General features: G+C 51.3%; 24 protein-coding genes. 17 read left to right on the forward strand and 7 right to left on the reverse strand.

Annotated features, from left to right (window positions below):
* From AYW79_RS11075 to glnA, 4 genes are all read left to right on the forward strand, one after another.
* Nucleotides 1–832: GTPase (locus AYW79_RS11075; RefSeq protein WP_197467720.1), on the forward strand; the 832-nt coding region annotated here is incomplete at its 5' end.
* A gap of 32 nt (nt 833–864) precedes the next feature.
* Nucleotides 865–2,109: a methionine gamma-lyase family protein gene (locus AYW79_RS11080; RefSeq protein WP_067565709.1), complete on the forward strand. Its 1,245-nt coding sequence runs from the start codon at nt 865–867 to the stop codon at nt 2,107–2,109.
* Nucleotides 2,110–2,184: 75 nt separating this feature from the next.
* The gene (locus AYW79_RS11085; protein WP_067565712.1) at nt 2,185–2,592 is read left to right on the forward strand and encodes a MerR family transcriptional regulator; all 408 of its coding nucleotides are present in this window, start codon (nt 2,185–2,187) and stop codon (nt 2,590–2,592) included.
* Between the two features lie 54 nt (nt 2,593–2,646).
* Nucleotides 2,647–3,948: a type I glutamate--ammonia ligase gene (gene glnA, locus AYW79_RS11090; RefSeq protein ID WP_067565772.1), complete on the forward strand. Its 1,302-nt coding sequence runs from the start codon at nt 2,647–2,649 to the stop codon at nt 3,946–3,948.
* Between the two features lie 140 nt (nt 3,949–4,088).
* Here glnA and lexA read toward each other — a convergent pair whose 3' ends face one another.
* On the reverse strand, nt 4,089–4,697 hold the full coding sequence (gene lexA / locus AYW79_RS11095) for a transcriptional repressor LexA (RefSeq protein WP_067565715.1): 609 nt from the start codon (nt 4,695–4,697) through the stop codon (nt 4,089–4,091).
* A 124-nt stretch (nt 4,698–4,821) separates the two neighbouring features.
* Between lexA and AYW79_RS11100 the strand changes: the two genes are divergently transcribed.
* The 11 genes from AYW79_RS11100 (at nt 4,822) to AYW79_RS11150 (ending at nt 15,186) form a co-directional block, all read left to right on the forward strand.
* Nucleotides 4,822–5,139 carry a DUF1294 domain-containing protein gene (locus AYW79_RS11100; protein ID WP_067565718.1) on the forward strand — a complete coding sequence of 106 codons (318 nt, stop codon included), beginning with the start codon at nt 4,822–4,824 and terminating at the stop codon, nt 5,137–5,139.
* Nucleotides 5,136–5,498 (forward strand): hypothetical protein, encoded by a 363-nt coding sequence (locus tag AYW79_RS11105; RefSeq protein ID WP_067565721.1) that lies wholly within the window; start codon nt 5,136–5,138, stop codon nt 5,496–5,498. The genes AYW79_RS11100 and AYW79_RS11105 overlap by 4 nt, the downstream gene beginning before the upstream one ends.
* A 32-nt stretch (nt 5,499–5,530) precedes the next feature.
* The gene (locus AYW79_RS11110) at nt 5,531–5,890 is read left to right on the forward strand and encodes a hypothetical protein (RefSeq protein ID WP_067565724.1); all 360 of its coding nucleotides are present in this window, start codon (nt 5,531–5,533) and stop codon (nt 5,888–5,890) included.
* 27 nt (nt 5,891–5,917) lie between these two features.
* Nucleotides 5,918–6,568 carry a ferric reductase-like transmembrane domain-containing protein gene (locus tag AYW79_RS11115; protein ID WP_067565727.1) on the forward strand — a complete coding sequence of 217 codons (651 nt, stop codon included), beginning with the start codon at nt 5,918–5,920 and terminating at the stop codon, nt 6,566–6,568.
* An 11-nt stretch (nt 6,569–6,579) separates the two neighbouring features.
* Nucleotides 6,580–7,269 carry a response regulator transcription factor gene (locus AYW79_RS15580; protein WP_067565729.1) on the forward strand — a complete coding sequence of 230 codons (690 nt, stop codon included), beginning with the start codon at nt 6,580–6,582 and terminating at the stop codon, nt 7,267–7,269.
* Nucleotides 7,212–8,573 carry a sensor histidine kinase gene (locus AYW79_RS11125; protein WP_067953153.1) on the forward strand — a complete coding sequence of 454 codons (1,362 nt, stop codon included), beginning with the start codon at nt 7,212–7,214 and terminating at the stop codon, nt 8,571–8,573. Before AYW79_RS15580 ends, AYW79_RS11125 begins: the two co-directional genes overlap by 58 nt.
* A gap of 243 nt (nt 8,574–8,816) precedes the next feature.
* Nucleotides 8,817–9,770 carry a ribose-phosphate diphosphokinase gene (locus AYW79_RS11130; RefSeq protein WP_231877844.1) on the forward strand — a complete coding sequence of 318 codons (954 nt, stop codon included), beginning with the start codon at nt 8,817–8,819 and terminating at the stop codon, nt 9,768–9,770.
* Nucleotides 9,771–9,941: 171 nt separating this feature from the next.
* Nucleotides 9,942–11,243: an FAD-binding oxidoreductase gene (locus tag AYW79_RS11135; protein WP_067565736.1), complete on the forward strand. Its 1,302-nt coding sequence runs from the start codon at nt 9,942–9,944 to the stop codon at nt 11,241–11,243.
* On the forward strand, nt 11,243–12,574 hold the full coding sequence (locus AYW79_RS11140; RefSeq protein WP_067565739.1) for a (Fe-S)-binding protein: 1,332 nt from the start codon (nt 11,243–11,245) through the stop codon (nt 12,572–12,574). The genes AYW79_RS11135 and AYW79_RS11140 overlap by 1 nt, the downstream gene beginning before the upstream one ends.
* Entirely contained in the window at nt 12,564–14,045 is a 1,482-nt protein-coding gene (locus AYW79_RS11145) for an FAD-linked oxidase C-terminal domain-containing protein (RefSeq protein WP_067565742.1), read from the forward strand. Before AYW79_RS11140 ends, AYW79_RS11145 begins: the two co-directional genes overlap by 11 nt.
* A 4-nt stretch (nt 14,046–14,049) precedes the next feature.
* On the forward strand, nt 14,050–15,186 hold the full coding sequence (locus tag AYW79_RS11150) for a glycerate kinase (RefSeq protein ID WP_067565745.1): 1,137 nt from the start codon (nt 14,050–14,052) through the stop codon (nt 15,184–15,186).
* A gap of 49 nt (nt 15,187–15,235) precedes the next feature.
* On the opposite strand, the gene AYW79_RS11155 is transcribed toward AYW79_RS11150, so the two are convergent.
* Both AYW79_RS11155 and AYW79_RS11160 read right to left on the reverse strand, forming a co-directional pair.
* Entirely contained in the window at nt 15,236–16,855 is a 1,620-nt protein-coding gene (locus AYW79_RS11155; RefSeq protein WP_067565748.1) for an MDR family MFS transporter, read from the reverse strand.
* Nucleotides 16,856–16,877: 22 nt separating this feature from the next.
* Complete coding sequence (locus AYW79_RS11160; RefSeq protein WP_067565751.1) at nt 16,878–17,291, reverse strand: MarR family winged helix-turn-helix transcriptional regulator; 414 nt, start codon at nt 17,289–17,291, stop codon at nt 16,878–16,880.
* A 182-nt stretch (nt 17,292–17,473) separates the two neighbouring features.
* On the opposite strand from AYW79_RS11160, the gene AYW79_RS11165 reads away from it, so the two are divergent.
* A complete protein-coding gene (locus AYW79_RS11165; RefSeq protein WP_067565754.1) occupies nt 17,474–18,616 on the forward strand; it encodes a hypothetical protein in 1,143 nt (380 codons plus the stop codon).
* 166 nt (nt 18,617–18,782) lie between these two features.
* Here the strand turns inward: AYW79_RS11165 and AYW79_RS11170 are convergent, their stop codons facing one another.
* The 4 genes from AYW79_RS11170 to AYW79_RS11185 form a co-directional block, all read right to left on the reverse strand.
* Nucleotides 18,783–19,865 carry a hypothetical protein gene (locus AYW79_RS11170; RefSeq protein WP_067953149.1) on the reverse strand — a complete coding sequence of 361 codons (1,083 nt, stop codon included), beginning with the start codon at nt 19,863–19,865 and terminating at the stop codon, nt 18,783–18,785.
* A 94-nt stretch (nt 19,866–19,959) separates the two neighbouring features.
* A complete protein-coding gene (locus tag AYW79_RS11175; RefSeq protein WP_156481849.1) occupies nt 19,960–20,202 on the reverse strand; it encodes a hypothetical protein in 243 nt (80 codons plus the stop codon).
* A 57-nt stretch (nt 20,203–20,259) separates the two neighbouring features.
* The gene (locus tag AYW79_RS11180; RefSeq protein ID WP_067565763.1) at nt 20,260–20,826 is read right to left on the reverse strand and encodes a cytochrome c oxidase subunit 3; all 567 of its coding nucleotides are present in this window, start codon (nt 20,824–20,826) and stop codon (nt 20,260–20,262) included.
* Nucleotides 20,826–22,067, reverse strand: coding sequence for a cytochrome c oxidase subunit I (locus tag AYW79_RS11185; protein WP_156481848.1), 1,242 nt, complete (start codon nt 22,065–22,067; stop codon nt 20,826–20,828). Before AYW79_RS11185 ends, AYW79_RS11180 begins: the two co-directional genes overlap by 1 nt.
* 385 nt (nt 22,068–22,452) lie before the next feature.
* Here AYW79_RS11185 and AYW79_RS11195 point away from each other — a divergent pair.
* A protein-coding gene (locus tag AYW79_RS11195; RefSeq protein WP_269449025.1) for an IS3 family transposase occupies nt 22,453–23,573 on the forward strand; the annotation gives its coding sequence in 2 pieces (ribosomal slippage) (nt 22,453–22,666 and nt 22,666–23,573; 1,122 coding nt in all).
* Nucleotides 23,574–23,645 lie beyond the last annotated feature (72 nt).

Consider the following 23,645-nt stretch of genomic DNA (forward strand, 5'->3'; position numbering starts at 1 on the left):
GGGAATTGGCACGACGAGAGGACCCGGTGAAACGCAGTTGGAGACGGATCGCCGAAAAATTCGTCGAGAAATTTCTGATTTGAAGCGCATCGTTACTGCAGAAGGGGAACGACGCCGGGAGAATCGCCGCCGCCGCAAGCGGCAAGGGGTGTACTCGATTGGCCTTGTTGGTTATACAAATGCTGGCAAGACGACGCTTCTACAAAGAATCTCCAAGCGCTACGGTGAACGGGAAGTGCGTAGTGGAAATGACCGCATTTTTGACACGCTCGATTTGACAAGTCGCCGCATCACGTATGAAGGTCGAACATGGGTAGTGACGGACACGGTCGGGTTTATTCGCGCACTGCCACACCATCTCGTCGACGCGTTTCGCGCGACGCTTGAAGAGGCGATCGACGCGGACGTGCTACTCCACGTGGTCGATGCGCAGGATGATGATGCGAGCGCACAGATGAGCACGGTGTATCACGTGCTCGACAAAGAATTAAAGAGTGTGGCGCCTGTCATTACGGTGTTGAATCAAAAAAGAAATTCACCGCTTGCGGTTCACGGTGATCCGAAAGCAAAGCGCGTCGTTGCTGGGGATGTAACAGATGAAGAGACGCTTGCTAAGCTTATGCGCGTAATTGACGAACTGCTTGGTGTGCGCGTTCATCTCCGCCTGCGCGTTCCTTCTGAGCGAGGCGATCTGATTGCCCGCGCGTATCGCTCAGGTTTTGTAGAAAATATGAGTGACGAGGCGGATTCGTTTCACTTTGATCTGCAAGTCGACGCGCGCGACGCGTCTCTGTTTTTGCCGTTTGTTGAGAGTGCCTATTCTGCGGAGTGAGTTAGCTTTGACGTGTTGTCAGGAGTGTGAGCATGGTACTTGAGGAACGGCGCGCCTTATGGCGCGCGATTGAAAATGAGATTGCCCCCCAGTGTGCACAAATTGATGAATTGGTTGATTTCAATCAGGAAAAGGTGTTGAACGCGTTTCAGGCGGCGCACCTTTCCGATGCGCATCTTTTCGGATCGACCGGGTACGGATACTCCGACCGGGGACGCGAACAGCTCGATTACGTTTTTGCGCGAGCGTTTGGCGCGGATCGGGCGATTGTTCGCGCGAGCATCGCCTCGGGAACGCACGCGCTTAGTATCGCGTTTTTTGGCTTGCTGCGTCCGGGAGATGAACTGCTTTACGCGACGGGTGAGCCTTACGATACGCTCGCTCCAGTCATCGGACTGCGCGGAAAAGGCATGGGTTCGCTGCGTGAGTTTGGTGTGACCTTCAATTCCGTTTCACTCACTGAAACTGGCCATCTTGATCTGGCGGGAATTCTCGCCGCGGTGAAACCGCAAACGAGGGTAATCGCGTTTCAGCGCTCGGCTGGCTATGCGTGGCGGCGCGCGCTATCGATCGCAGAACTTCGTTTGGCGTTTGCGGCGCTCCGGCGCGCGCATCCACATGTGTTCGTACTCGTGGACAATTGCTACGGTGAGTTTACAGAAGAAAAAGAGCCGACAGATGTAGGCGCTGATGTCATTGTAGGGTCACTGATTAAAAATCCGGGTGGGGGCATCGCTCCGACTGGAGGCTACATCGCCGGGACAAATGAGGCGATAGAGATGATCAGTTATCGCGTCACAGCGCCTGGAATTGGCAGTGAGGCGGGATCGTATGAGAATTATCGCTTATTTTTTCAAGGGTTATATCTCGCGCCTCACGTGGTTGGACAAGCGCTGAAAGGGTCGGTGTTTGCGGCTGCGCTGCTCGCGAAAAATGGGTATTCATGCGAACCGGCAGCGGATATTCTTCCGCGCGATCTCGTTCTTAAAATAAACCTGAAAACGCCAGAGCGACTGCTCGCGTTTTGTCGCGCGATTCAGGCGAACTCTCCGATTGACGCGCACGTCAGGCCTGAACCGTGGGCGATGCCTGGGTACGAAGATCCGGTCATCATGGCGGCAGGCGCTTTTGTACAGGGCTCTTCCCTTGAATTGTCGGCAGATGGACCTTTGCGTTCACCTTACACGGTCTATCTGCAAGGTGGACTGACGTATGCGCACGTTAAACTTGCCGTGACGGCAGCTGTCGATGCGATGTCGTCGGGAAACCTTACATAGCCCTAACTTGAGATTGACCTGTCTTGGGATGGGTGATACATTGTGATCAGAAGGAAAAGGTTCGGAGGTCCATGAATGGATGACGCGACGAGGAGAAATCTGGCTCTTTTTCCAATCGGAATCGTACAGCGATTGACCGATTTGACGGCGCGACAAATTCGTTATTATGAACAAAATGAATTGATTCATCCTGAGCGAACGGATGGAAATCAACGATTATTTTCGTTTAACGATGTTGAACGGTTATTGGAAATTAAGAGCCTAATCGATAAAGGACTCAACATCGCTGGGATCAAGGCGATGATTCATAAAAATGACCCTGGTCAGACGGGCGCGATTCAGCGACCGGAAGCGACGCCGGAGCTTACAGATACGCAACTGCATGAACTGCTCATGCGAGAAATTTCGGAAGGGCAAGACTATCCGGGAGTAAAAACGTCGATGATTCAGGGTGAATTGTCTCGCTTTTTTCATAAATCCTAACCTAAAAGGGTGAACGTTTTGCAGCGCTCGTACACGAGAGACGATATTCGTCGCATGGCTAAAGAGCAGGATGTGCGTTATTTACGCTTGCAATTTACCGATCTGCTTGGTGTCATTAAAAATGTGGAAGTGCCAATCAGTCAGTTGGAAAAAGCGCTTGACAACCGGATCATGTTTGACGGTTCTTCGATTGAGGGATTCGTGCGCATTGAAGAATCGGATATGTACCTCTATCCGGATCTGTCAACCTGGCTCGTATTTCCTTGGCAGAGCGGAGGTGGAAGCGTCGCTCGGTTGATCTGCGACATCTACCTACCGGACGGTAGTCCATTTCCTGGCGATCCGCGCGGTATCTTGAAGCGCGCGCTTGCCCACGCGGAGCGACTCGGTTTCACCTCGATGAACGTGGGGTCTGAGCCGGAGTTTTTTCTCTTTAAAATAGATGAAGCGGGAAACGCCACGACAGAAGTGAATGATCAAGGGGGTTATTTTGATCTGGCGCCAGTCGATCTTGGAGAAAACTGTCGACGAGAGATTGTATTGGTGCTTGAATCGCTCGGCTTTGAGATTGAGGCGTCCCATCACGAGGTAGCACCCGGTCAGCACGAAATCGACTTTCGCTATACAAGTGCGCTTCAGGCGGCCGATCAGATTATGACATTTAAACTGGTTGTCAAAACGGTGGCGCGGCAGTTTGGATTGCACGCAACGTTTATGCCAAAGCCGCTGTATGGTGTAAACGGCTCAGGCATGCATTGTCATCAGTCGCTCTTTATTGGAAGCAACAACGCGTTTTATGATGAGGTGGATGAACTTGGGCTGAGTCAGACTGCACGCCATTACTTGGCAGGCATTTTATATCACGCAAAAGGATTCACTGCGATTACCAATCCAATTGTCAATTCGTACAAACGACTTGTGCCGGGCTATGAGGCACCTTGCTATATCGCGTGGTCGGCTAAAAACCGCAGTCCGCTCGTTCGTATTCCGGCAGCCCGCGGCGTCTCGACGCGACTTGAGTTGCGCAGTCCAGACGCGGCGACCAACCCCTACCTCGCGATCGCATGCATGCTTCGCGCGGGGCTTGACGGGATTGAGCAAAAACGCATGCTGCCACTTCCTGTGAATCGCAACATCTACGTGATGAATGAAATGGAGCGCGTTCGCTCAGGCATCCTCAGCTTGCCTTCAAGCTTACGTGATGCGTTGGATGATTTGGCGAATGACGATGTTATTCGCGACACCCTTGGAGAACACGCGTACCGTCATTTTTATGAAGCGAAGATGATCGAGTGGGATATGTTTCGAACGACGGTTCATCCGTGGGAGAGAGAGCAGTATCTCTCGCTGTATTGAGCGAAACGTATGAACGGGCATTTCCCGTTTTTAAGGATGGAGTGAGACGTGTCACATCCTTTTTTTCTGAACTCAAAGAGACAGGGGGCAGCACCCCCTGTCTCTTTGAGTTCAAAGCGATTGGCTTTTTCCTGACATCCTTAAAAAAGATTGCGATAAAGCCCGATCACTTTTCCGAGAATGGTTACTTGATTAAAAAAGAGAGGCTGCATGGTTGCGTTTTCAGGTTGCAGTCGAATGCGTTCTTGTTCTTTAAAGAATCGTTTTACCGTTGCCTCCCCTTCATCAGACATTGCGACAACGATATCTCCGTTGTCAGCCGTTTGCTGCCGCTTCACATACACGAGATCTCCGTCAAGAATGCCCGCATCCACCATGCTTTCGCCACTGACGCGAAGTGCGAACAATTCGCTCGCTGTGCGGTGGTAGGGAGGGATGGGCAAATAATCTTCAACCTCTTCGATCGCTGTTATCGGCAATCCTGCAGTCACGCGCCCCACAAGTGGCACGCCGACAATGGGCACGGACGTTTCATCGACAATCTCTATGGCGCGCGGTTTTGTCGGATCGCGTTTAATCAATCCGCGATCTTCGAGTTTAGCGAGATGCGCATGGACGGTCGACGTGCTAGAGAGTCCCATCGCCTCTCCAATCTCGCGCACAGAAGGTGGATATCCCCGCTTTGAGACGACCTGCTTTAGATAAATCAAAATCTCATCTTGTTTTCTTAATCCGTTGATTCTTGTCAAGGAGAGAGCTCCTTTACGATTTCACACGATCATTGTCAGAATTACACTCGATTAGAATATACAAATCTGTGTGCTTTCAGGTAAATTATATCATGAATGGGTACATCACTCAAACGTGTGTTCGATGCGCAACGCGAATGATAGATATGGAAGAGGAGGGAGCGCGATCGTCTATTTCTTGTGTTGGTGCCTTGCGCTGTCTACACTCTCCTTTTTTCTTATGCTGTATGATAAACGCGCGTCAAAACGGCGTAAACGTCGAAGAATTCGCGAGCGCACTCTGCTCCTGCTCACTGTGGGAGGTGGCGGATTAGGGACGTGGATTGCCATGAGGGTATTTCACCACAAAACAAGGCACACCTCGTTTCGGATTATGGCGCCTGTCAGTTCAATCGGGTGGACGGTACTCGCACTGTACCTTCTCGATCGAGGCATTCTATGAGGCGTATAAAGCGCTGCGCCTGTCAGGATCTTGTCAGCTTTTCGGGCGATAATGCTTTTGTTGAAGTTTGCGTTGAGGTGATTGTCATGGGTATCGCTTGGAACCGAATTCCACTTCTAGCCGTCGTACTGGGCATTGGCCTTACAGCCGGATTAACGTATGCTAAGAGTGGAATTGGGTATGTTCCACTACCGCAGACGGCGCAGGGATCACAGGCGTCAGCAGCTACACAACCGCTCCTTTTGGATATCGAAAGGATGCAGCAGCAATTGAGCGCGTTACAAACCAATTACCAATCCCGTATTCAACAATTGGCGAGTGAGGGACTGATTCAACTTCAATCGTCAGGGCAGAATTAAGAGACGGGCGAAGCGCTGAGAGGTTGAGCCTTATGAAAAAGACGAACAGGGTGTCACGCGTTTTAAGTCACAGCATGTTGTGGGGGATCATCGTCGTCGCCTTTTTAACGACGTATCAGTTGGGCATCAGCGCCGTAACCCCTATGATCCATGCGATTCAAGCGAATAAAAACGGGAAAAGCGCGACGAGTTCTGCGCAGTATCGACAGTTGTCACAAACGGACAAGGCGCTACACGCGCAGTGGAATAAAGACGTCGCGTTTATTCAGTCTGTGAATGCGCAGCTTCGCTCAGCGGGACTTCCAACAGTACCCATCTCTGGACAGGTTGTCACTGCTCCCGCCGCAGTCGCTGCAGCTCCCCCTGTACAGGCGACGACAAGTGCTTCATGAGGGGGCTTTGAAAGGATCAATTTAGAGATGAAATCATTAGGGACTGTTCTATATACTGGATTCTTTAGTGTTTTGTTCATCGCGCTTGTTGTTTTCGCAACGCATACAAATGCGGGCGCCTATGCCCGGATGACGCCCTGGCTGCTCGCGCGCGCAGCCGGAATTACCGCGTATGTATTAATGACCGTCCTCGTGCTTTTTGGTTTGATTTTATCCAGTGCACCAAATAAAGAGGCGTTAAAAGGAACGAAATATCTTTTGCCGATTCACAGGCTCTTGAGCCTGTTTCTTATTTATTTTTTAGTGATTCATGTGGTGTCCTTACTCCTTGACGCCTATGCGCATGTCAATGTGGTGGGAGCGCTCATTCCTTTTACCGCAGGGTATCGTCCGCTCTACGTTGGAATCGGCACGCTCGCGCTTTACGCGACAATCTTCATGGGTGGCACGGCGCGCTTTACGCGTATTCTGCCGCGCGGCAGATGGCTGAGCGTACATCGCGTTGCACTTGTCACATGGGTTTTATCCTTTTTACACGGTGTGATGGCAGGCAGTGACAGTCGCTCGCTGACGATCCTCTATCAGGGGAGTCTGCTCGCAGTCGTTGCCATGGTCATTCTTCGCTATGTTTTTGTGAGCAGTCGCCGCAATCGAGATCAAGCACGCGGTCGTCTCTAGGGAGGATCATCATGCCGAAAATATTACTCGTCGAAGATGATGTCGAACTGGCAAACGCAGTCATAAGCCTGCTCGTCGAAGAAGGGTTTGACGCGGATTGGGTGCAGGATGGTGACGAGGCGTTGCACGCCGCACGTTCAGGCGCCTATGATGTCGCTCTCATGGATGTGATGATTCCGTCGCGTGACGGCTTTTCTGTCATTGCGCGCCTGCGCAAAGAAGGGGAGCGCCTACCTGTCATGATGTTGACAGCGCGTGACAGTCTGTCCGATCGGGTGCGTGGTTTAGAGACGGGTGCAGACGATTATTTAGTTAAGCCGTTTGCCGGCACAGAATTGATCGCGCGGTTGCGCGCACTTTTGCGCAGAGTCGGCGGTCAAGAGTGGGATGACCCTGATTTGTTGACATATGGCCCCCTCAGTTTTTCCGTCAGTGCGCGCGAACTGACGATTGAGAACACTGGGGAATTCGTTGTTCTCCCCCCCAAAGAAGCGGTTCTTCTTGAAATGTTTTTGCGTCATCCAAACCGCATTTTGACACGTTCTCAACTGATGGATCGCGTGTGGGGGTTTGAAGGGGATGTACTTGAAAATACGCTGGAATCCTACGTGTCGAGGCTTCGCAAACGATTGGAGAATGAAGGATGTCCCACGATACAAACCATTCGCGGGCTAGGGTATCGTCTGCAGAAATTACCCTGATCAGGGCGCAGCGCCTTCGACTTGCGCTCGTCAATGCGATTGTACTTTTGATGATCTGGTCGATTCTCTCTGTTTTTGTCTATATCCTTGTGGTCAATCAGACGTCGAGTACGCTTGACCAGCGTTTGGTAACCTACGCTGAACGTTTGCGCGAGACGTTTATCCATTTCCCTCTCTCAGAGCCTGGATATGAAGAACGTCTCTCTACACCGCCTAAGGTTGGGCAGACGACATTTGTCCCGTATCTTCACGAATTAAATGAGATTGCGGGTTCCGATCATGCGTTTCAGTGGGCGGTATGGCGCGCAAAGGATTGGAAACTGCTTTCAAACGGCGATGTCACGCCGCCCCTTGAAAGCGCTCTATTGATTGACGCCAAAAAAAGTGATGTCAAAGGCTTTTTCAATCTTCACGTAGGCGGGCAGACGTATCGCTGCATGCAAATCACTTCTCATCATACAGGGCTTGTCATACAAATTTTTGAAGATGTGAGCGCACAGCGCGAAGTGTTTCAACGCTTGCTGATCATACTCTTGTTTGGAGGCGTCGCGGCGGCCATTCTCTCTATCTTAGGGGGATACTCCTTGGGACTGTGGACGCTTCGTCCCCTCATGGCCGCGCGCAGAAGGGAGCGAGAGTTTACGGCCGATTTGTCACACGAGTTGCGTACACCGCTTACGGTTATGGCCACCAATCTGGAACTTCTGTTGCGCCATGTCGACGAACCGCTTGCGCAACATTTACCGTGGATTGAAGGAATTTACCGGGAAACGAAGCGGATGACGCGGATGACGGAAGAGATTTTGGATATGGCTCGACTTGAGTCGGGCGGATTTGTGGAACTCGTGGATATCGATGTGTCTGAACTTGCGGATGAAGTTTTTGCGCTCTACGAGCCGGTCGCAGTAGAAAAAGGTCTTGCGCTGACGGTTTCCCTTGAAGAAGCTGTTCACTGCATGGGGGATCGAACGCGCTTGCGGCAAATTCTTTTTATTTTGTTAGACAATGCGATTAAATACACAGATCAAGGTACGATTGTGCTGCAAACGCAAGTGCGAGGAAATTTTGCGGAGATCATCGTCCGCGACACGGGGATTGGCATCCGCTCGGAAATCTTACCGCGGGTTACAGAGCGCTTTGTTCGGGGAGAACCGTCACGCCAGCGCACGACATCAAGCGGGTTGGGTTTATCCATCGCGAGCCGCATTGTCGAGGCGCACCAGGGGCGCCTCATCCTCAAGAGCACGCCTGGCTCGGGTACGGAAGTCAGAGTGCGCTTGCCAAAAGGTTCTGCATACGCTTAGAAATAGCGCGCTTGTCACGCATCCGTTGCATATTCGACGGATGACTGGGTTCACAGCGCGAGGTTGGCGTGATAGAGTAAAGAAAGACCTCATGTAAACGCTGCCAACTATTCTAATGATTCGAGAAAATTGAATGGTTTTAAACAGCTGAGCCCCATACGATAGATTTACGCTATGGTGTCACCGATGCATTCTGAGATTGAAGGTCTTTATTCTTGATAGGGTGTGGGAGGGTACGCTTTAATGATTGAAGAAGGACAAATGTCTCACGGTTTTCGATTATATGCAGGGTCATCCCATCAAGCGTTGGCCAGTCAAGTGGCTCGCGAATTGTCGACGGATTTGGGCTCTGTCCATTTGTCCCAATTCAAAAGCGGTGAACTGTACGCTCACTTTCCAGAGAGTGTGCGCGGGGTCGACGTTTATCTCTTGCAGTCGTTTAGTCCGCCGATCAACGATCACTTTGTCGAGCTTCTGCTCATGATCGACGCGTTGAAACGCAGCTCTGCTGGACGCATCAATGTCATCATTCCGTACTTTGGTTATGGTCGACAAGAAAAGCAGGGGGAGGCTCGTGAGCCGATTTCTGCAAAGGTTTTGGCGGATGTCTTGACAACCGTAGGCGCCCACCGCGTAATTACCATTGATCTTCACGCTGCGGCGATCCAAGGGTTTTTTAATATTCCGGTAGACCACCTCAGTGCGCTCTCTGTGCTCGCCCAGGAAGTGCGCGCGATGAATCTCGTAGACGCGGTGGTGGTTTCTCCTGACGCAGGCAGGGCAAAAACGGCCGAAAAATTTGCCGCAATGCTTGATTTGCCCATGGCGATCATGCACAAGGGTCGACCGCAACATAATGAAGCTGTGATTACGCATTTGATTGGTGATGTCAAAGGAAAAACGCCGATTGTGATCGAAGACATTATCGACACAGGGGGCACGATTGTTCAGGTGGTAGAGAACTTGCTGGCAATGGGCGCGCGTCCGAACGCCGTTCTCTGTGCAACGCACGGCGTCTTCTCATCTCCGGCAGAGATTCGATTAAAACATACAGGAATCGCACAGGTTCTGGTGACAGACAGCCTCCCACTGCGATCCGAGATGAAAGGATTGCCAATCAAGGTGTTACCGATTGCCCCGCTGCTGGCAGAGGTGATCGGGCGCGTCCACAACAACCAAGCGCTCAGCTCGATGTGAATGACGAAGTGCCAACAATGCGTTGGCACTTTTTGATATCTATTTCCTATCAATCAGTCGCGCGATGTATATTGGACGGTCTTGCTTCTCCGTGCGTAAAGTTAGAAGAAAGAAAGCGCATTCACAGTTGTTTTGTGAATACGACCGATCAGACTGGGACGGGGCGTGCGAATGGAGAATCCTTTTGAGCTCGCGTTGATGACAATCGTCAGTCAGGAGTATGTAAAAAAACACATTGTTCACGGTACATCACGCTGGGTTGCATCGCCAGGGACGATGGAGGAAGTGGTCTCCCTTGTGCGTTTGGCGAGTGAGTATGGGAAATCGGTTACACCGATCGGTGCCTTGCGGCGACTAGGCACACTTTTTAAAGACGGGCAAGCGGAGCTGTGGATTGAGACGGAGCGACTGTGCTCGATCATCGAGTATTCCCCAGAGGATATGGTCATCACGGTCGGCGCAGGAATGCGTCTTTGCGATTTGCAACATGAACTGTTGAAGTTTAATCAGTTTTTACCGGTGGATCCAATTGGAGACGTTGACGAAACGCTGGGAGGCATCGTCGCTACAAACGCGTGGGGTCCGTCGCGGGCACTTTACGGAACGCTACGCGATCACGTTATCGGCACGCGCACGGTCTTGGCGAATGGAGATGTGGTTCGCACAGGTGGACGCGTTGTAAAAAATGTAGCGGGTTATGATCTCACCAAACTGCTGGTCGGCTCATTTGGTTCGCTTGGCGTGATGATCGAAATTACACTCCGTGTGCGGCCGTATCCGACGCAGCGAACAGTTACGCTTCTCTCGGGTTCTGTCGCAGATGTGGATCGCGCGCGCGCAGAATTGATGGACGCTACGCTGATTCCAAGTGTGTTTGAGTGCGTGAATACATCTTTGGCGCGCACATTGACGTCTTCGCCAGGCACTCACGGTGCGCTAGACACTGGTTCACCACTGACGCTTGCTGTAGGCTGCGATGAACCTGTGGAGGGAACCGCGTTTCAAGAGGGTGTTCTGCGCGCATGGAGTTCGTCTTATTCTCTTGAAATTCTGACGTTCACGCCCGAGCAGACCGCCGTGTTGTGGGAGGACTATCACATGACACTGCGCACGGCCGCGACCGTACTTCGCGTGCAGGGAAAGCCGTCTACACTGATCGAGATCGCGGGTACGCTTCTCGCCGCTGTGAATCAGGAACGGATGTGGTTGTCTGGGTGTATTCCTGCAGGTGTTCTGCGCTTGTTTTTTGCGGCAGACGATGACGCCGTGGCACTTGTGACAGCGTGTGTTTCGCACCTCACAGCGTGTGGATTGTCTCTCCATTACGAAAAGCTACCCACTGACCATCACGATTTTCCAAGCGTTTCTCAGGAAATCGCCATCCCGGATTCCAAACAAACCGTTCACCGACTGATCTACCAAGCGTTTGATCCCGCGGGACTCTTTTCTTCAACGCGGTTAGGAGGTGCGTGATGAGCACACAAAGTGAGTCGATGCTGCGACAGACTTCATTCCCTTATGCGGACGCGCCAGAGAAAGACAAATATTCGGTTTGTGTGCACTGTGGCTTTTGCCTTGAAGTGTGCCCCACGTACCAGGAACAATCCAATGAAAGTCATTCGCCAAGAGGACGGGTCTACCTGATTAAACTCGCGTCCGAAGGGCTAATTCCGCTTGATGAAGGTGTCATCTCTCCGGTCGAGACATGCCTTGATTGCCGCGCGTGCGAATCGGTTTGTCCGTCAGGCGTACAAGTTGGGGCTTTAATTGAAGAGGCGCGCGGCCAAGTGTTCCTTGCACGCTCCGAGCAGAAAAGAGCGTCTGGCATGCAAGCGCTTTTTCTGCGCAGCGTTTTTCCACATCCGGCGCGTTTGCACACGCTGGGGAGTCTCATGCGCTTTTATCAGCGCTCTGGAATTCAGCGCTTGACACGCGGCGTCGGGTTGTTGCGCGTCTTGCCTGTGGCGATGCGGGAAATGGAAGGCGTGTTACCAGAGGTCAGCGCACGCAGGGCGCTCACAAATCTTCCTGAGCGCATTCCTGTAAAAAACCCTAAAAGAAGTGTAGGACTTTTTACAGGATGCGTAATGGATGTCTTGTTTACGCCGATCAATGAGGCGACGGCGCGCGTCTTGACAAAAAATGAGATCGAGGTGCGCGTTCCCAAGCAGCAGCTTTGTTGCGGTGCGCTTCACGTTCATGCGGGCGATCGCGAACAGGCGAGAGAGCTCGCAAAGACGAATATTGAGGTTTTTTTGGATGCGGGTGTTGAGCGCGTTGTCATTAACGCGGCGGGGTGTGGTGCGGCGCTCAAGGAATACCCTGAATTGTTTAAAGATGACCCTGTATGGCACGAAAAAGCTGTTGAATTTTCATTACGTGTGCGTGACATCTCTGAACTTTTAGTGGAAGAGGACTTTGTAAAACCACAAGGGCACGTTGAGCGACGCATCACGTACCACGACGCGTGCCACCTTTGTCACGCACAGGGGATTCGCGCGGAACCGCGCTTGATTCTACAGTCGATTCCAGGTGTCACACTTATCCCTCTGCCCGATTCTGAGCGCTGTTGTGGGAGCGCCGGAATTTATAATTTGACACAACCGGAGATGGCTGAAAAACTTCTGGAACGAAAAATGGATGACCTTCCAAAAGAGATTGATGCGGTTGTGATGGGAAACCCAGGGTGTATGTTGCAGATTCGCTTGGGTGTTAATAGACGCCAGCGAGATCTTGACGTACTGCATACGGTAGAATTGCTCGACGCTTCTTACCAAAAGGAGGACGTCGCACATGGTAACTGAATATGTATTACGTAAACTTGAAGAGATTCTCGGGGCGTCAAACGTTCACGCGACGCCGGGACAAGTGAAGGCTTACGAGTGTGACGGGTATGTAGCATTCAAATCCCTGCCGGGCGCAGTCATTTTTCCGCAGTCGACCGATGAGGTATCACACGTTCTAAAACTATTTAGCGAGCAGCGTGTTCCGTATGTGGCGCGCGGGGCAGGAACTGGACTCAGCGGTGGGGCAACACCGACGCGCGGCGATGTGGTGATCAGTCTCGCGAAGATGGATCAACTGCTATCCCTGGATTTAGAGAATCATCGAGCGGTTGTCCAACCGGGTTTTGTCAACTTGGAGTTGACAAAGCGGGTGGCGGGAAAATCGTTTTATTATGCGCCAGATCCATCGAGTCAGTCGGTCTGCACAATTGGCGGTAATTTTGCAGAAAACGCCGGTGGATCTCATTGTTTGAAATACGGTGTGACCACCAATCACGTGACTGCGGCGACGATCGTGCTTCCTGATGGAGAGATCGTCGAAGTCGGTTCATCCTTTGGGGATGAAGACGGGCTTGATCTTCTCGGCCTCTATGTTGGTTCGGAAGGGACGCTTGGCATCGCGACGGAGATCACGGTAAAAATTCTCAAAAAACCTCAAGCCGTTCAGACGATCATGGCATTGTTTGATCGGGTCGAGGACGCTTCGGCGAGCGTTTCTGGATTTATTGCGGCAGGCATCATCCCGGCCGCCTGTGAGATGATGGATCAACTCGCGATGCAGGCGGTTGATAAGAGTCGCTACCACGTTGGCTATCCGAGTGATGTGGAAGCGGTGCTGATTGTCGAAGTCGACGGACTTGAAGCGACTGTGCGCGCGCTCTCTAAGCGCGTGATGGATGTGTGTACAGAAAACCACGTGCGCGAGGTGCGCTCCGCAAAGAGCGAGGAGGAGCGCGCGCTCTGGTGGAGCAGTCGAAAAATGGCGTTCCCGGCGATTGGAAGGATCTCGCCGGATTATATGGTGCAAGACGGTGTGATTCCTCGCTCGCGATTGGCGGAAGTGTTGAAACGGATTGAAACGATCAGCCAAACGTCAGGGTTGCGTATCGCAAACGTCTTTCACGCGGGGGATGGGAATCTCCACCCGTTGATCTGTTATGACAGCAAAAAGGGAGAGACGGATATCGCACAGGATGTGGGGAGACAGATCCTCGAATTGTGCGTGGATGTCGGGGGAAGTATCACGGGTGAGCATGGTGTGGGGATTGAAAAAATTGCGGAGATGCGGTACCAGTTTTCGCAAGAAGAGCTGACACTTCAGCAGGCGATTCGTGATCAGCTCGATCCAAAAGGGCTGTGCAATGCTGGGAAATTGATTCCCACACCGTCGCGCTGCATGGAGATGAAGGGTGCCGCAAGTCCGAGCGTGAGTTCTCTGGAACAAATTCTTAGCGCGTCTGGATCTCCTCAGGCGCGTTTGGCAAGGTGATCGAATGCGCATTGTGATTGCGCCCGACTCCTTCAAATCTGCGTGTTCGGCAGTCGGTGTGGCGCATGCGCTGGCGCGCGGCTGTCGGTTGGCGTATCCGGATGCGCAGATTATCGAACTGCCACTCGCGGACGGTGGTGAAGGGACGAAGGATGCGCTGATCGAAGCGACAAAAGGACGCGCTGTATCGATCGCTGTACGTGATGCCTACTTGTATCCGCTAGATACAGAATTTGGGATACTCGGCGATGGGAACACTGCGATTTTAGAGTTGGCGAGTGTGTGTGGACTACCGCTGTTAGCAGAAACGGAAAGAAATCCGCTGGAAACTTCAACGTTTGGATTTGGTCTCATGCTACGCGAGGTGTTACGTCAAGGGTATCGAAATATCCTGGTGGGACTCGGAGGGAGCTCAACGAACGACGGAGGAGTCGGCTTTCTAATGGCGCTTGGCGCATCCTTCCTTGACGAGCACGGAGAATCAATCGATCCGCGCGGCAAGAGCCTGCTCAAGATTGCGGCTGTCGATTTTTCAGAGCTTGATCCACGAATCAAGGATGCGAATATCACGGTGTTGTCTGATGTAGACAATCCACTCCTTGGAATGCGCGGCGCGACGCGTGTGTATGGACCGCAAAAAGGTGCATCACGCACGGCGATTGATCAACTTGAAGCGGGGATGGAGAAATTCTCATCGCTCCTTGAAGCGACGCTTCAAGGAGGATGGTCACATACTGCGGGAGCGGGTGCCGCTGGAGGGATGGGATTCGCGCTGCTTGCGCTCGGAGCGCACCTTACGTCTGGCGCCTCTTATATCGCAAACGTCGTGGATCTGCGCGAAAGGATCAAAACCGCGGATGTGGTTCTCACTGGTGAGGGACAATCGGACGCGCAGACAGCGTACGGGAAGCTTCCCGGACTGGTTGGCTTGATCGCGGCGGAATACTGCAAACCCGCGTTCTTACTCTCCGGTTCACTCGGTGACGGGTACGTAGAACTCTACGATCGATTCGCAGGAATTCGCGCCATCCAACAAAAGCCGTCGTCGCTTGCAGAATGCCTAGCACACACAGAGCGGTATCTGGAAGCGGCGGCTTTTGATGTGATTCACTCGTTTAAAGCCAATAGAGTCAAGGCGTGACACACAAAGTGCCTTGGTTGCGTGAAAGAACATGATCAATCAGGGTGTATTACGCGCTCTCTGGTTGTTTGCTTTCTGATTTTTGGCGATCCGAGATCTGTACCTTACCTAAGAACAAGGTGAGAACAGTCCCTAAGAGAACAAAGACGAGTCCGACAAGAAACACGCTGTGAAGTGATTCGACAAGCGCCTGTTTGATTGCGGGAACGACGTCACGGATGAAAACGACTGGCATTTTGCTGAGCGCGACTGGATTGAGCAGGGAAGAGTAGAGTCCCTGCGCATTCGTTTGAATCATGGCTTTCAGACTGCTGACCAGTGGATTGTTTGGAGCGTGATCAAGAAAGGGTCCAACGTTTTTTGTGAGGAGTGAACTCGATGTGCTGTTGAGTACAGCTCCTAGAATGGTCATGCCAAACGTTCCGCCGATGGAGCGAAAGAATTGACTGGATGACGTAACAACGCCGAGATCGCGCTTTGGAAAACTCTCTTGCAAGGCGGTTGTCAGAATCGGCAAGACAAGTCCCATGCCAAGTCCCAGAATGATCATCTCGCCGGAGACGGTCCACGCAGTAGAGTGGAGCGTAAGCATCGACAGGAGCAGAAAGCTTACGGCCATGATGATCATACCGAGCGCTAATTGGAGCTTTACCCCAAGCTTCATGACGAGGCGACCTCCGAGAATGCTCCCAACGATCATCGTGATCATCATCGGAGTCATCGCGGTTCCAGAGGCGGCAGGGCTTACGCCGAGAATTCCTTGAAGGAAGAGTGGTACGAACATGATGGAGCCGAACATGCCGACGCTCATCAAGAAACCGATCCCATTGATCAGGCTGAACACCTTGTTTTTGAACAAGTGAAGCGGAAGGATCGGTTCAGACGCTCTGTTCTCAATAACGCCAAAACTGACCAGTGAGACAATGGATAGCGCAAAGAGCGACAAGATCTGCCAGGAGAGCCACGGTTCATTTTTTCCGCCAAAAGTGAGCGCGAGAAGAATGCTGACGACACCGATGATCATGGTAACGATCCCGGCGATGTCAAACTTCACAGTAGCTTTGCGCTCGTGGCGGTGAAGCCCCAGTGAGATGAGAACGACGGCGATTGCCGCAACGGGAAGGTTAATGTAAAAAACCCAGCGCCAACTGGATGCGTCGACAATCCAGCCGCCAATTTGTGGTCCGATGACCGAAGAGAGCCCGAAGATGGCGCCAAAGATTCCTTGCCACTTTGCGCGCTCCTTGCCTGTAAACATATCGCCGATGATAATCATGGCCATCGGCATCATTACGCCGCCGCCAATGCCTTGAAAGCCGCGAAAGAGAATCAGTTGTCCCATGGAACCGGACATGCCGCTGAGCGCTGAACCGATCATAAAAATTAGAATGCCTGTCACATAGACGACTTTGCGTCCCAACAGATCAGCCAGTTTTCCAGCGATCGGGACAACGGTCGTGGAAGTCAGCATGTAGGCGGTTGTCAGCCAGGTCATATAGGAGAGTCCGCCTAAATCACCGACAATGCGCGGCATGGCTGTTCCCACGATGGTCTGATCAAGTGCCCCGAACAGCATGGCGATGAGAAGACCTGAGATCAGGATACCGCGATGCTTAATTCCGGCTATCGGCGCGGATGAATCGATAGAAGTGGCATCGACGCTTGACATTTGAATTCTCCTCTAAAATCGTTTATACGTCCGCTCCAGACAAAATCTGTTCTAAATTCATCGCGGCGCTCGCGTCTGCCAATTTCTTGAGCGTGGCAAGAAACCTAATGCGCTCTTCATCCGTCAATTGGGTGAGGCAATACTCGACGACGCGTTTGCGTACTTCTAAAACCTGTGAAAGTTTGTCACGGCCTTCTGAGGTAAGATGGATAAGTACCACGCGACGGTCTTTATCATCGCGCGTGCGCGCCACGTAATTGTGTTGCTCAAGTCGATCAAGCATGACGGTGATCGCGCTCGGGTTTACTTCAAGTTTGTCGGCCAAGTGTGACACGGTGCAGTGCTCATCCATTTGAATAAAGTGAAGCATGAACACCTGTCCAGGGGTTAATCCGAGGTGGACGCGTGTGAATAAATGCGGCCCTAAATTATGCATGAGGACGCGAAACGATTCATCGAAGGCTTGCTGATCGGATAGAAGGTTGATTGTGATTCACTCCTTCACGGTGAAGCAGTCGGACAATTTATTTCACCGTTGAATTATACAATACGATGATATTTATACTATGAAATTAAATGATCTGTGTCAAGAGGGATTGAGAAGAAGGGGTGTGCGAGTTGAGACGCAAGTTTTTGCAAATCACTGCGGGCATAGCGATGGCTTCAGTTGCACTTTCTGGATGTGATACACCCAATGCTGTGACAAAACCTGGAGCAGCGTCAAAACAAGTTACGTTGATACCGGCGTCTTCCAGTGTTACGCCGACAGAAATGACAGGTGTACCAGGTGCCCTATATTCGATTCAAACTTGGCCGTTTAAAGGAGCAATTGCACCGAATTACGGTACAAATCAATCCGTAAAGACATACACGGCAAATGGATTTACTCTGGCTGGTGCCCATTTTAGGTGGCCAATCACGGATCGAAACCCAAAGGACTATATTCTTGTTCCGACAACAATCCATGACGAACCCTTTCTTGTTTGGTGCCATTTATCACCTGTACTTGATGTTGGTAAGCCTGAAAATGGAAATTTTGGATACGCCTCAAATCAGCAAAAACCGACCGGCCCGTCGCAAATGTGGATGACGCCTTGGCATGCCTATGGCGGGTTTTTGAATCGCGGTGCGATTCTGATCACGAATGATCTACCGCCTGCGTTCTCATCTACGGGAAACAGCATATTTCCTTTAAACCCCAAGAATCAAACCATGCAGTCTCTCGCAGGAAGCGCGTGGACAGGGTGGTTTCAGTGGGGGAAAGTCGCTCACTCCTTCCGAGTGCCTGCGCCAAAGCCACCCGTGGCGTTGACGGTTGCCTACCCGGGGAGCCTCGCGCCAGCCTATCAAGGGGTGATTTTGACAATGAATACATCCGTCCTTGGAGCGAATCAAGGGGATGCGTCAAATTTGTATTATGTAAACTTAGCAAAACATAGGATTGTTGGATTGGCGAGTTTGACAAACGGCGGTGGAATGTTTTCTGCCATGCGAATAGTTTCGGGAATGGTTTTTACGTATTCCGCAACAGACTTGACAAGCAGTGGTCATACTCTTGCGGCAGCCTATGTGTACAACGAGGCGACTGGAAAGAGGACTACACTCAAATTGATGGATAGGTTGATACAACAAAATGGATTTGATCATTGGCGTATCCGCGGCAGCAAAATCTACGACGCAAATCATCAATGGATGGCAAACCTAAACTTGCCAATGTCGGTGGTCGGCGAACCGTCAGCCGCAACCTTTGGCATTAAATAAGTGTCAATTCTGCCTGTTAATTTTACGTCCGATAATATACATTATGTTAACAAAAATAAAGAACGTGGCGGTGTAAAATGAACGTATGTTCTTCAATCAAAAGGTTGCTCCTCCGATGGAGAGCAACCTTTTGATTGTGTTTTGATTCGTGTCCAAGGAATAGATCTCAGTCTGCGTCTGAAAGATGCAGGCGCGCCATGTATTCCTCTTTGTTCCGAAATGATCGCTCGCGGATGTACCGTACCTTTTCTTCCTTTTCTCTACGTGTTCTCCCCTTCAAATTCATCCCTGCGGCCATCATCAGGAGCGCGATTGGCACGGCTGAATTTGGATCTGTGGCCACACCAGAGAAAAGCTCCCCGAGTCCCTGCCCAAACCACCACTCAAACGCAAGCCACAGAATGGAGAGCCAATCAATCCACAGATGGCGCCAATTGTGCCACCATGCCATTCCGAGAAATAGCATGTACACAGTGAAGAACGCATTCCAGGCCACCGGGTTCCGATAGACCAGATCAACAAATCCGAACAGTGGACCGGCGAAAAAAACGGGCTGTGTTGCCGTGGCCGTCGATGCGAACTGCCCGGCCAGGTTCAACGCATTCCAAAAAGGCGGGGACGTTTGGAATGCGGCTCCGGCAAAAAACAAGAGCGCCACTGATTTGCGTGCAGTTCTTATTGCCCTGCCTTCCATCCATCCATCGAGTCCAAAGAGCAAAAGAGCAGACATCAGTGCATAGACGAAGGCTGATCCCGGTCCTCCGGCAATAAAGCTGGTACCCGGTGCGAAGATTCCGCCGAATGCTTCGCCGAACGCCCACACGATCAGACTCCAGACCAAAGACGCCCTAGTTCCCAGTCTCTGCACGTATTCCCACTTTGAAAACAGGGCTGCGCCTACAGAAAGCTGCACAAGGGTCGCCAGCGCGTTCCACAGAGGATCAGCGGTGCCCCACAAGCCATAAAGTGTTTCCAGTGCGTGGCGCAATCTATTCGGCTCACCTGTTAGCATCGGTCGCAAAACCTCCTGCAAAAAGCGAGCAGAAAACATCGCTGGCTGAGCTTGGAGAATGCCGTCTGTGATCCACAAGGATGCCAGGCTTAACCGCAGGAAATTTCGCGCCTTTAGAGACACGACCGGGGACACGGATGGAATGCTCTGGTTTGGAAGATAAATCAGCAAAATAGCCAGAAACATCACACCACCTACCGTAAACGCGTTGAAGACCGTTCCTGTCCCCGTGCTCACTTGCATCCCTCCCCTTTCAATTCCGTGAATCTTCACGCTACAATTTTCTCGGAACGGAAGTTCTCTGTCGCCTCTCCTACTCGAAAATCTCCAATCAGGCTTCTTTGAACAGATTCTCATGAGAGATCGTCGTAGTACCGGACTTGCGCACTCCCGGCTGCAGGTCAGGCGTGTTGTCCACATCAACATCGACGGCGAGCCGAATGAACAGACGCCATAGATTGCCAATACTCAACACCACGAAAATCCACCACGACAGATCCCACCAGGTCGGCAGGCCGACACTCGGCATCCAGTGCGGCGGAAACTGCGGAAAAAATCCAGTCGTCCCAGGCATGGGAGGCATATTCCAGACACCCCTTTATCATCGGGCCAAGATAACCCGAATCTATATTCAGACAATGTACAGCACGACATACACCACGACCCAAGCCAGTGTGAGATACTGCCAGAAGAGTACTGGCATCTCCAGTCCCCAGTGATTGTCAGTGCGAAATTTCTCAAACCGAGGTCGCAGCGAGGTGGACCACAGTGCCGCCGCGCCCACGAACAGTTCCAGGTACATCAGTCCAGACAGGGCGTAATACGACTGCCCATAGGAAGACCCAGGGGCCAGCCTAGAACTCGCCCACTCAACAAATCCGCCGATGAGGATAAGCGTTCCGACGATTGCACCGAACCGAAGTTGCCGCCGTGAAGCCTGAAGTTCTCCCTTGCGAAAGAGCGAGAGCGACGAACGCGCGTGAAATACGCTTCCGACCATGAGAATCGTAAGCGCCATCGCTAACCACTGATTTACCTGGGACGGAACGGCACCCGGAGCCATGAGAAGTTTTGTCATGATCAGCGTAAAAAAGTAGACGGTGTTTGACGCCACTACCAGCCAAAAACTAAAGCGGTACGCCCGCAGATCCTTCCAGTCGAGAGAACGCGCTTCATTCGCCTCTTTTCCTACTGCCATCATCGCTCATCCTTTCCTGCTGCTGCCTCTTTGTGTCTCTTCTGTCTGCGCGCCAAGGCCTTCAGCGTCTCAGCCTCAAACAGAGGCAATTCGGGATCGGCGGCCCCATAACGATAGAAACCGTCCGCCACCACCGGAATCTCGCTAAAATTCTCAACAGGCGGAGGAGATGATGTGATCCATTCGAGGGTCTTTGCATCCCAGGGGTTTTCGGCGGCCGTCACACCTTTCACCCATGAGATGGCCATATTCCAGAACGCGATGATAAACCCGATGCCTAGCAGAAAAGCACTCACAGAAATCCACAAGTTCTGATTCGCCAGATAGGCGGGATACTGAGCTACCCACCTGTTCATCCCGTGTAGTCCCACGAGAAACATCTGCAAAAAAGTCGCATTGAAGAAGACAAACACCAAGAGAGCGCCGAGCTTTCCCCACCGCTCGTTATACATTTTTCCTGTGATTTTTGGAAACCAGTAATACAGCGCCCCAAGCCAGGCGAAGATCATTCCTCCCAAAAAAGTAAAGTGAAAGTGCGCCACGACGAAAAACGTATTGTGTAGGGCTAGGTTGGCCGGCACGTCTGCAAGGAAAAATCCGGTCAATCCACCGATTGTAAAGTTGAACATACTTGCCAACACATACCACATCGGCGTGTTGAAACGGATTCGGCCATTCCACATTGTTCCAAGCGCCGAGAGAAACATGACGCCAGTCGGTATCGACACCGACTCTGTGAAGAACGAAAACGGAATCATTTCAGAGTTACGGATGCTTGTGAACATGTGGTGCGCCCAGACCATGGAGCTTAACACCGCCAAAAATCCGAGAGCGGTAATCACATATTTTTTTGCAAATAGCGTTTTACGCGACATGACGGAGGTAATTTCGAGCCATACGCCCCACGCTGGAAGCATCACGATGTAAACTTCGGGATGGCCGAACAGCCAGAACAGACTCTCCCATGCTAGCGCATACCCTCCGTGTGGATTGAAAAAATTCGTTGGAATCACGCGATCGAGTAGTCCCATCACCATGCCGGTCTGTATCTCCGGCAGCCAGATCATGCTCATGATCGCGACTGCGACTTGCGACCACGCGAAAACGGGCATCCGACCCCAGGTCACTCCAGGCGCGCGGCGATAGATCATCGTCACGAGTAGATTCAGCGAAGTGATTAAAGACGACATACTCATCGCAAAGATTCCGAGATAATAAAAACATTCATGATCCGGATTAATCGCAGGCTATTATGAAAATATCGTTTCTACCTCTTGATTTATTTCCAACTTCCAACAACAATTAAATTTGAACCCGATCAGTTCCGCAGATTTTGTGGTGGTCATACCCCGTAAAAAAAACCGAATGGACAACCCTCGAAGCACAGGCTATTGGACATACAGTCCGGGTAAAAAATTTTCTTTAATTCGGGTTGTCTTCTGGTTCAATAGACACTTTGATTGGAGGAGTCAATCTTGATAGAGTCTGTCTTGGAGAAATGKGATGTTAGGCTTTAGTGGTGGACACAGCGAATCGAGAGTGTGAAAATAAGTAAATCGATTCGAGGTGTTTATATTGGCAAAAACAACAAGATACAGCCCGGAATTTAAATTGAATACGGTGAAAATGATTTTGGAGGAGGGGCGGGTCGCCTCTCAGGTTGCACGGGATTTGGGCATTTCCGACAAGACATTATACGGCTGGATAGCGCAGTATAAAAACGACCCAAAGCATCCTTTTGTCGGATCTGGTTATCTGAAGCCGGATGCGCAAGTAACGCGGGATTTGGAGCGGGAAAATCGTGAGTTGAAGGAGGAGCTAGAGATTTTAAAAAAGGCGCTGCGCATCTTCAGCAAAGACCGGAAGTAAGGTATCAATTCATCTACGATCACCGCTTCGACTATTCGGTTCAGAGGATGTGCAAAGTGCTTGAGGTCTATCGAAGCGGGTACTATGCATGGGTTAAGCGCCCTACTAGCGAGCGTAAACATCGTCGAATAAATCTCACCCGACGTATTCATCAAATCTTTCTTTCCTCTCGCCGTTTATACGGGAGTCCAAAGATAATGCGGGTGTTGCGAGACGAGGGTATACGTGTTGGGCAGAAAACAGTGGCTCGTATCATGCGGGAGAACGGGCTGAAAAGCCGTACGGTCCGCAAATATAAAGCGACAACCCATTCCAAACACAATCAGCCCGTGGATGACAACGTGCTGAATCAGACGTTTGCGGCGGAGCGACCAAACCAGGTGTGGATGTCGGATATTACCTATGTCTGGACCATTGAAGGATGGCTCTATGTCGCAAGTATCATGGACTTATACACACGAAAAATTGTTGGATGGAAAGCTGACTCACGTATGACCAAGGAACTCGTGATTAGTGCACTAGACGATGCGTACAAGCGGGAAAAACCGGTTGATGGTGTGTTGCATCATTCGGATCGAGGCAGCCAGTATGCATCAAAAGAATACCAAGCTCGGCTGAAAGAGTACAAGATGAAAGGCAGCATGAGTCGCAAGGGCAACTGTTACGACAATGCTTGCATTGAGTCATTCCATAGCGTCATTAAACGCGAGCTCATACATTTAGAGATGTACAAAACGCGCAAACGAGCGCAAAGAGACATCTGGGAGTACATCGAGATTTGGTACAACCGTTTGCGGATTCATTCTTCGATTGGATATAGGACTCCCGTACAATTCCAATCTATGTATTTTAAACAAGTGAACAAAAAGGCTGGCTAAATCCAAAGCTCTGCACGTCAGACTATTTTGGTATTCTCTGTTCGGGGTGTCTACTCTATTGACTTAATATCA

Source organism: Ferroacidibacillus organovorans (assembly GCF_001642725.1).
Taxonomy (GTDB): Bacteria; Bacillota; Bacilli; order Alicyclobacillales; family SLC66; genus Ferroacidibacillus; species Ferroacidibacillus organovorans.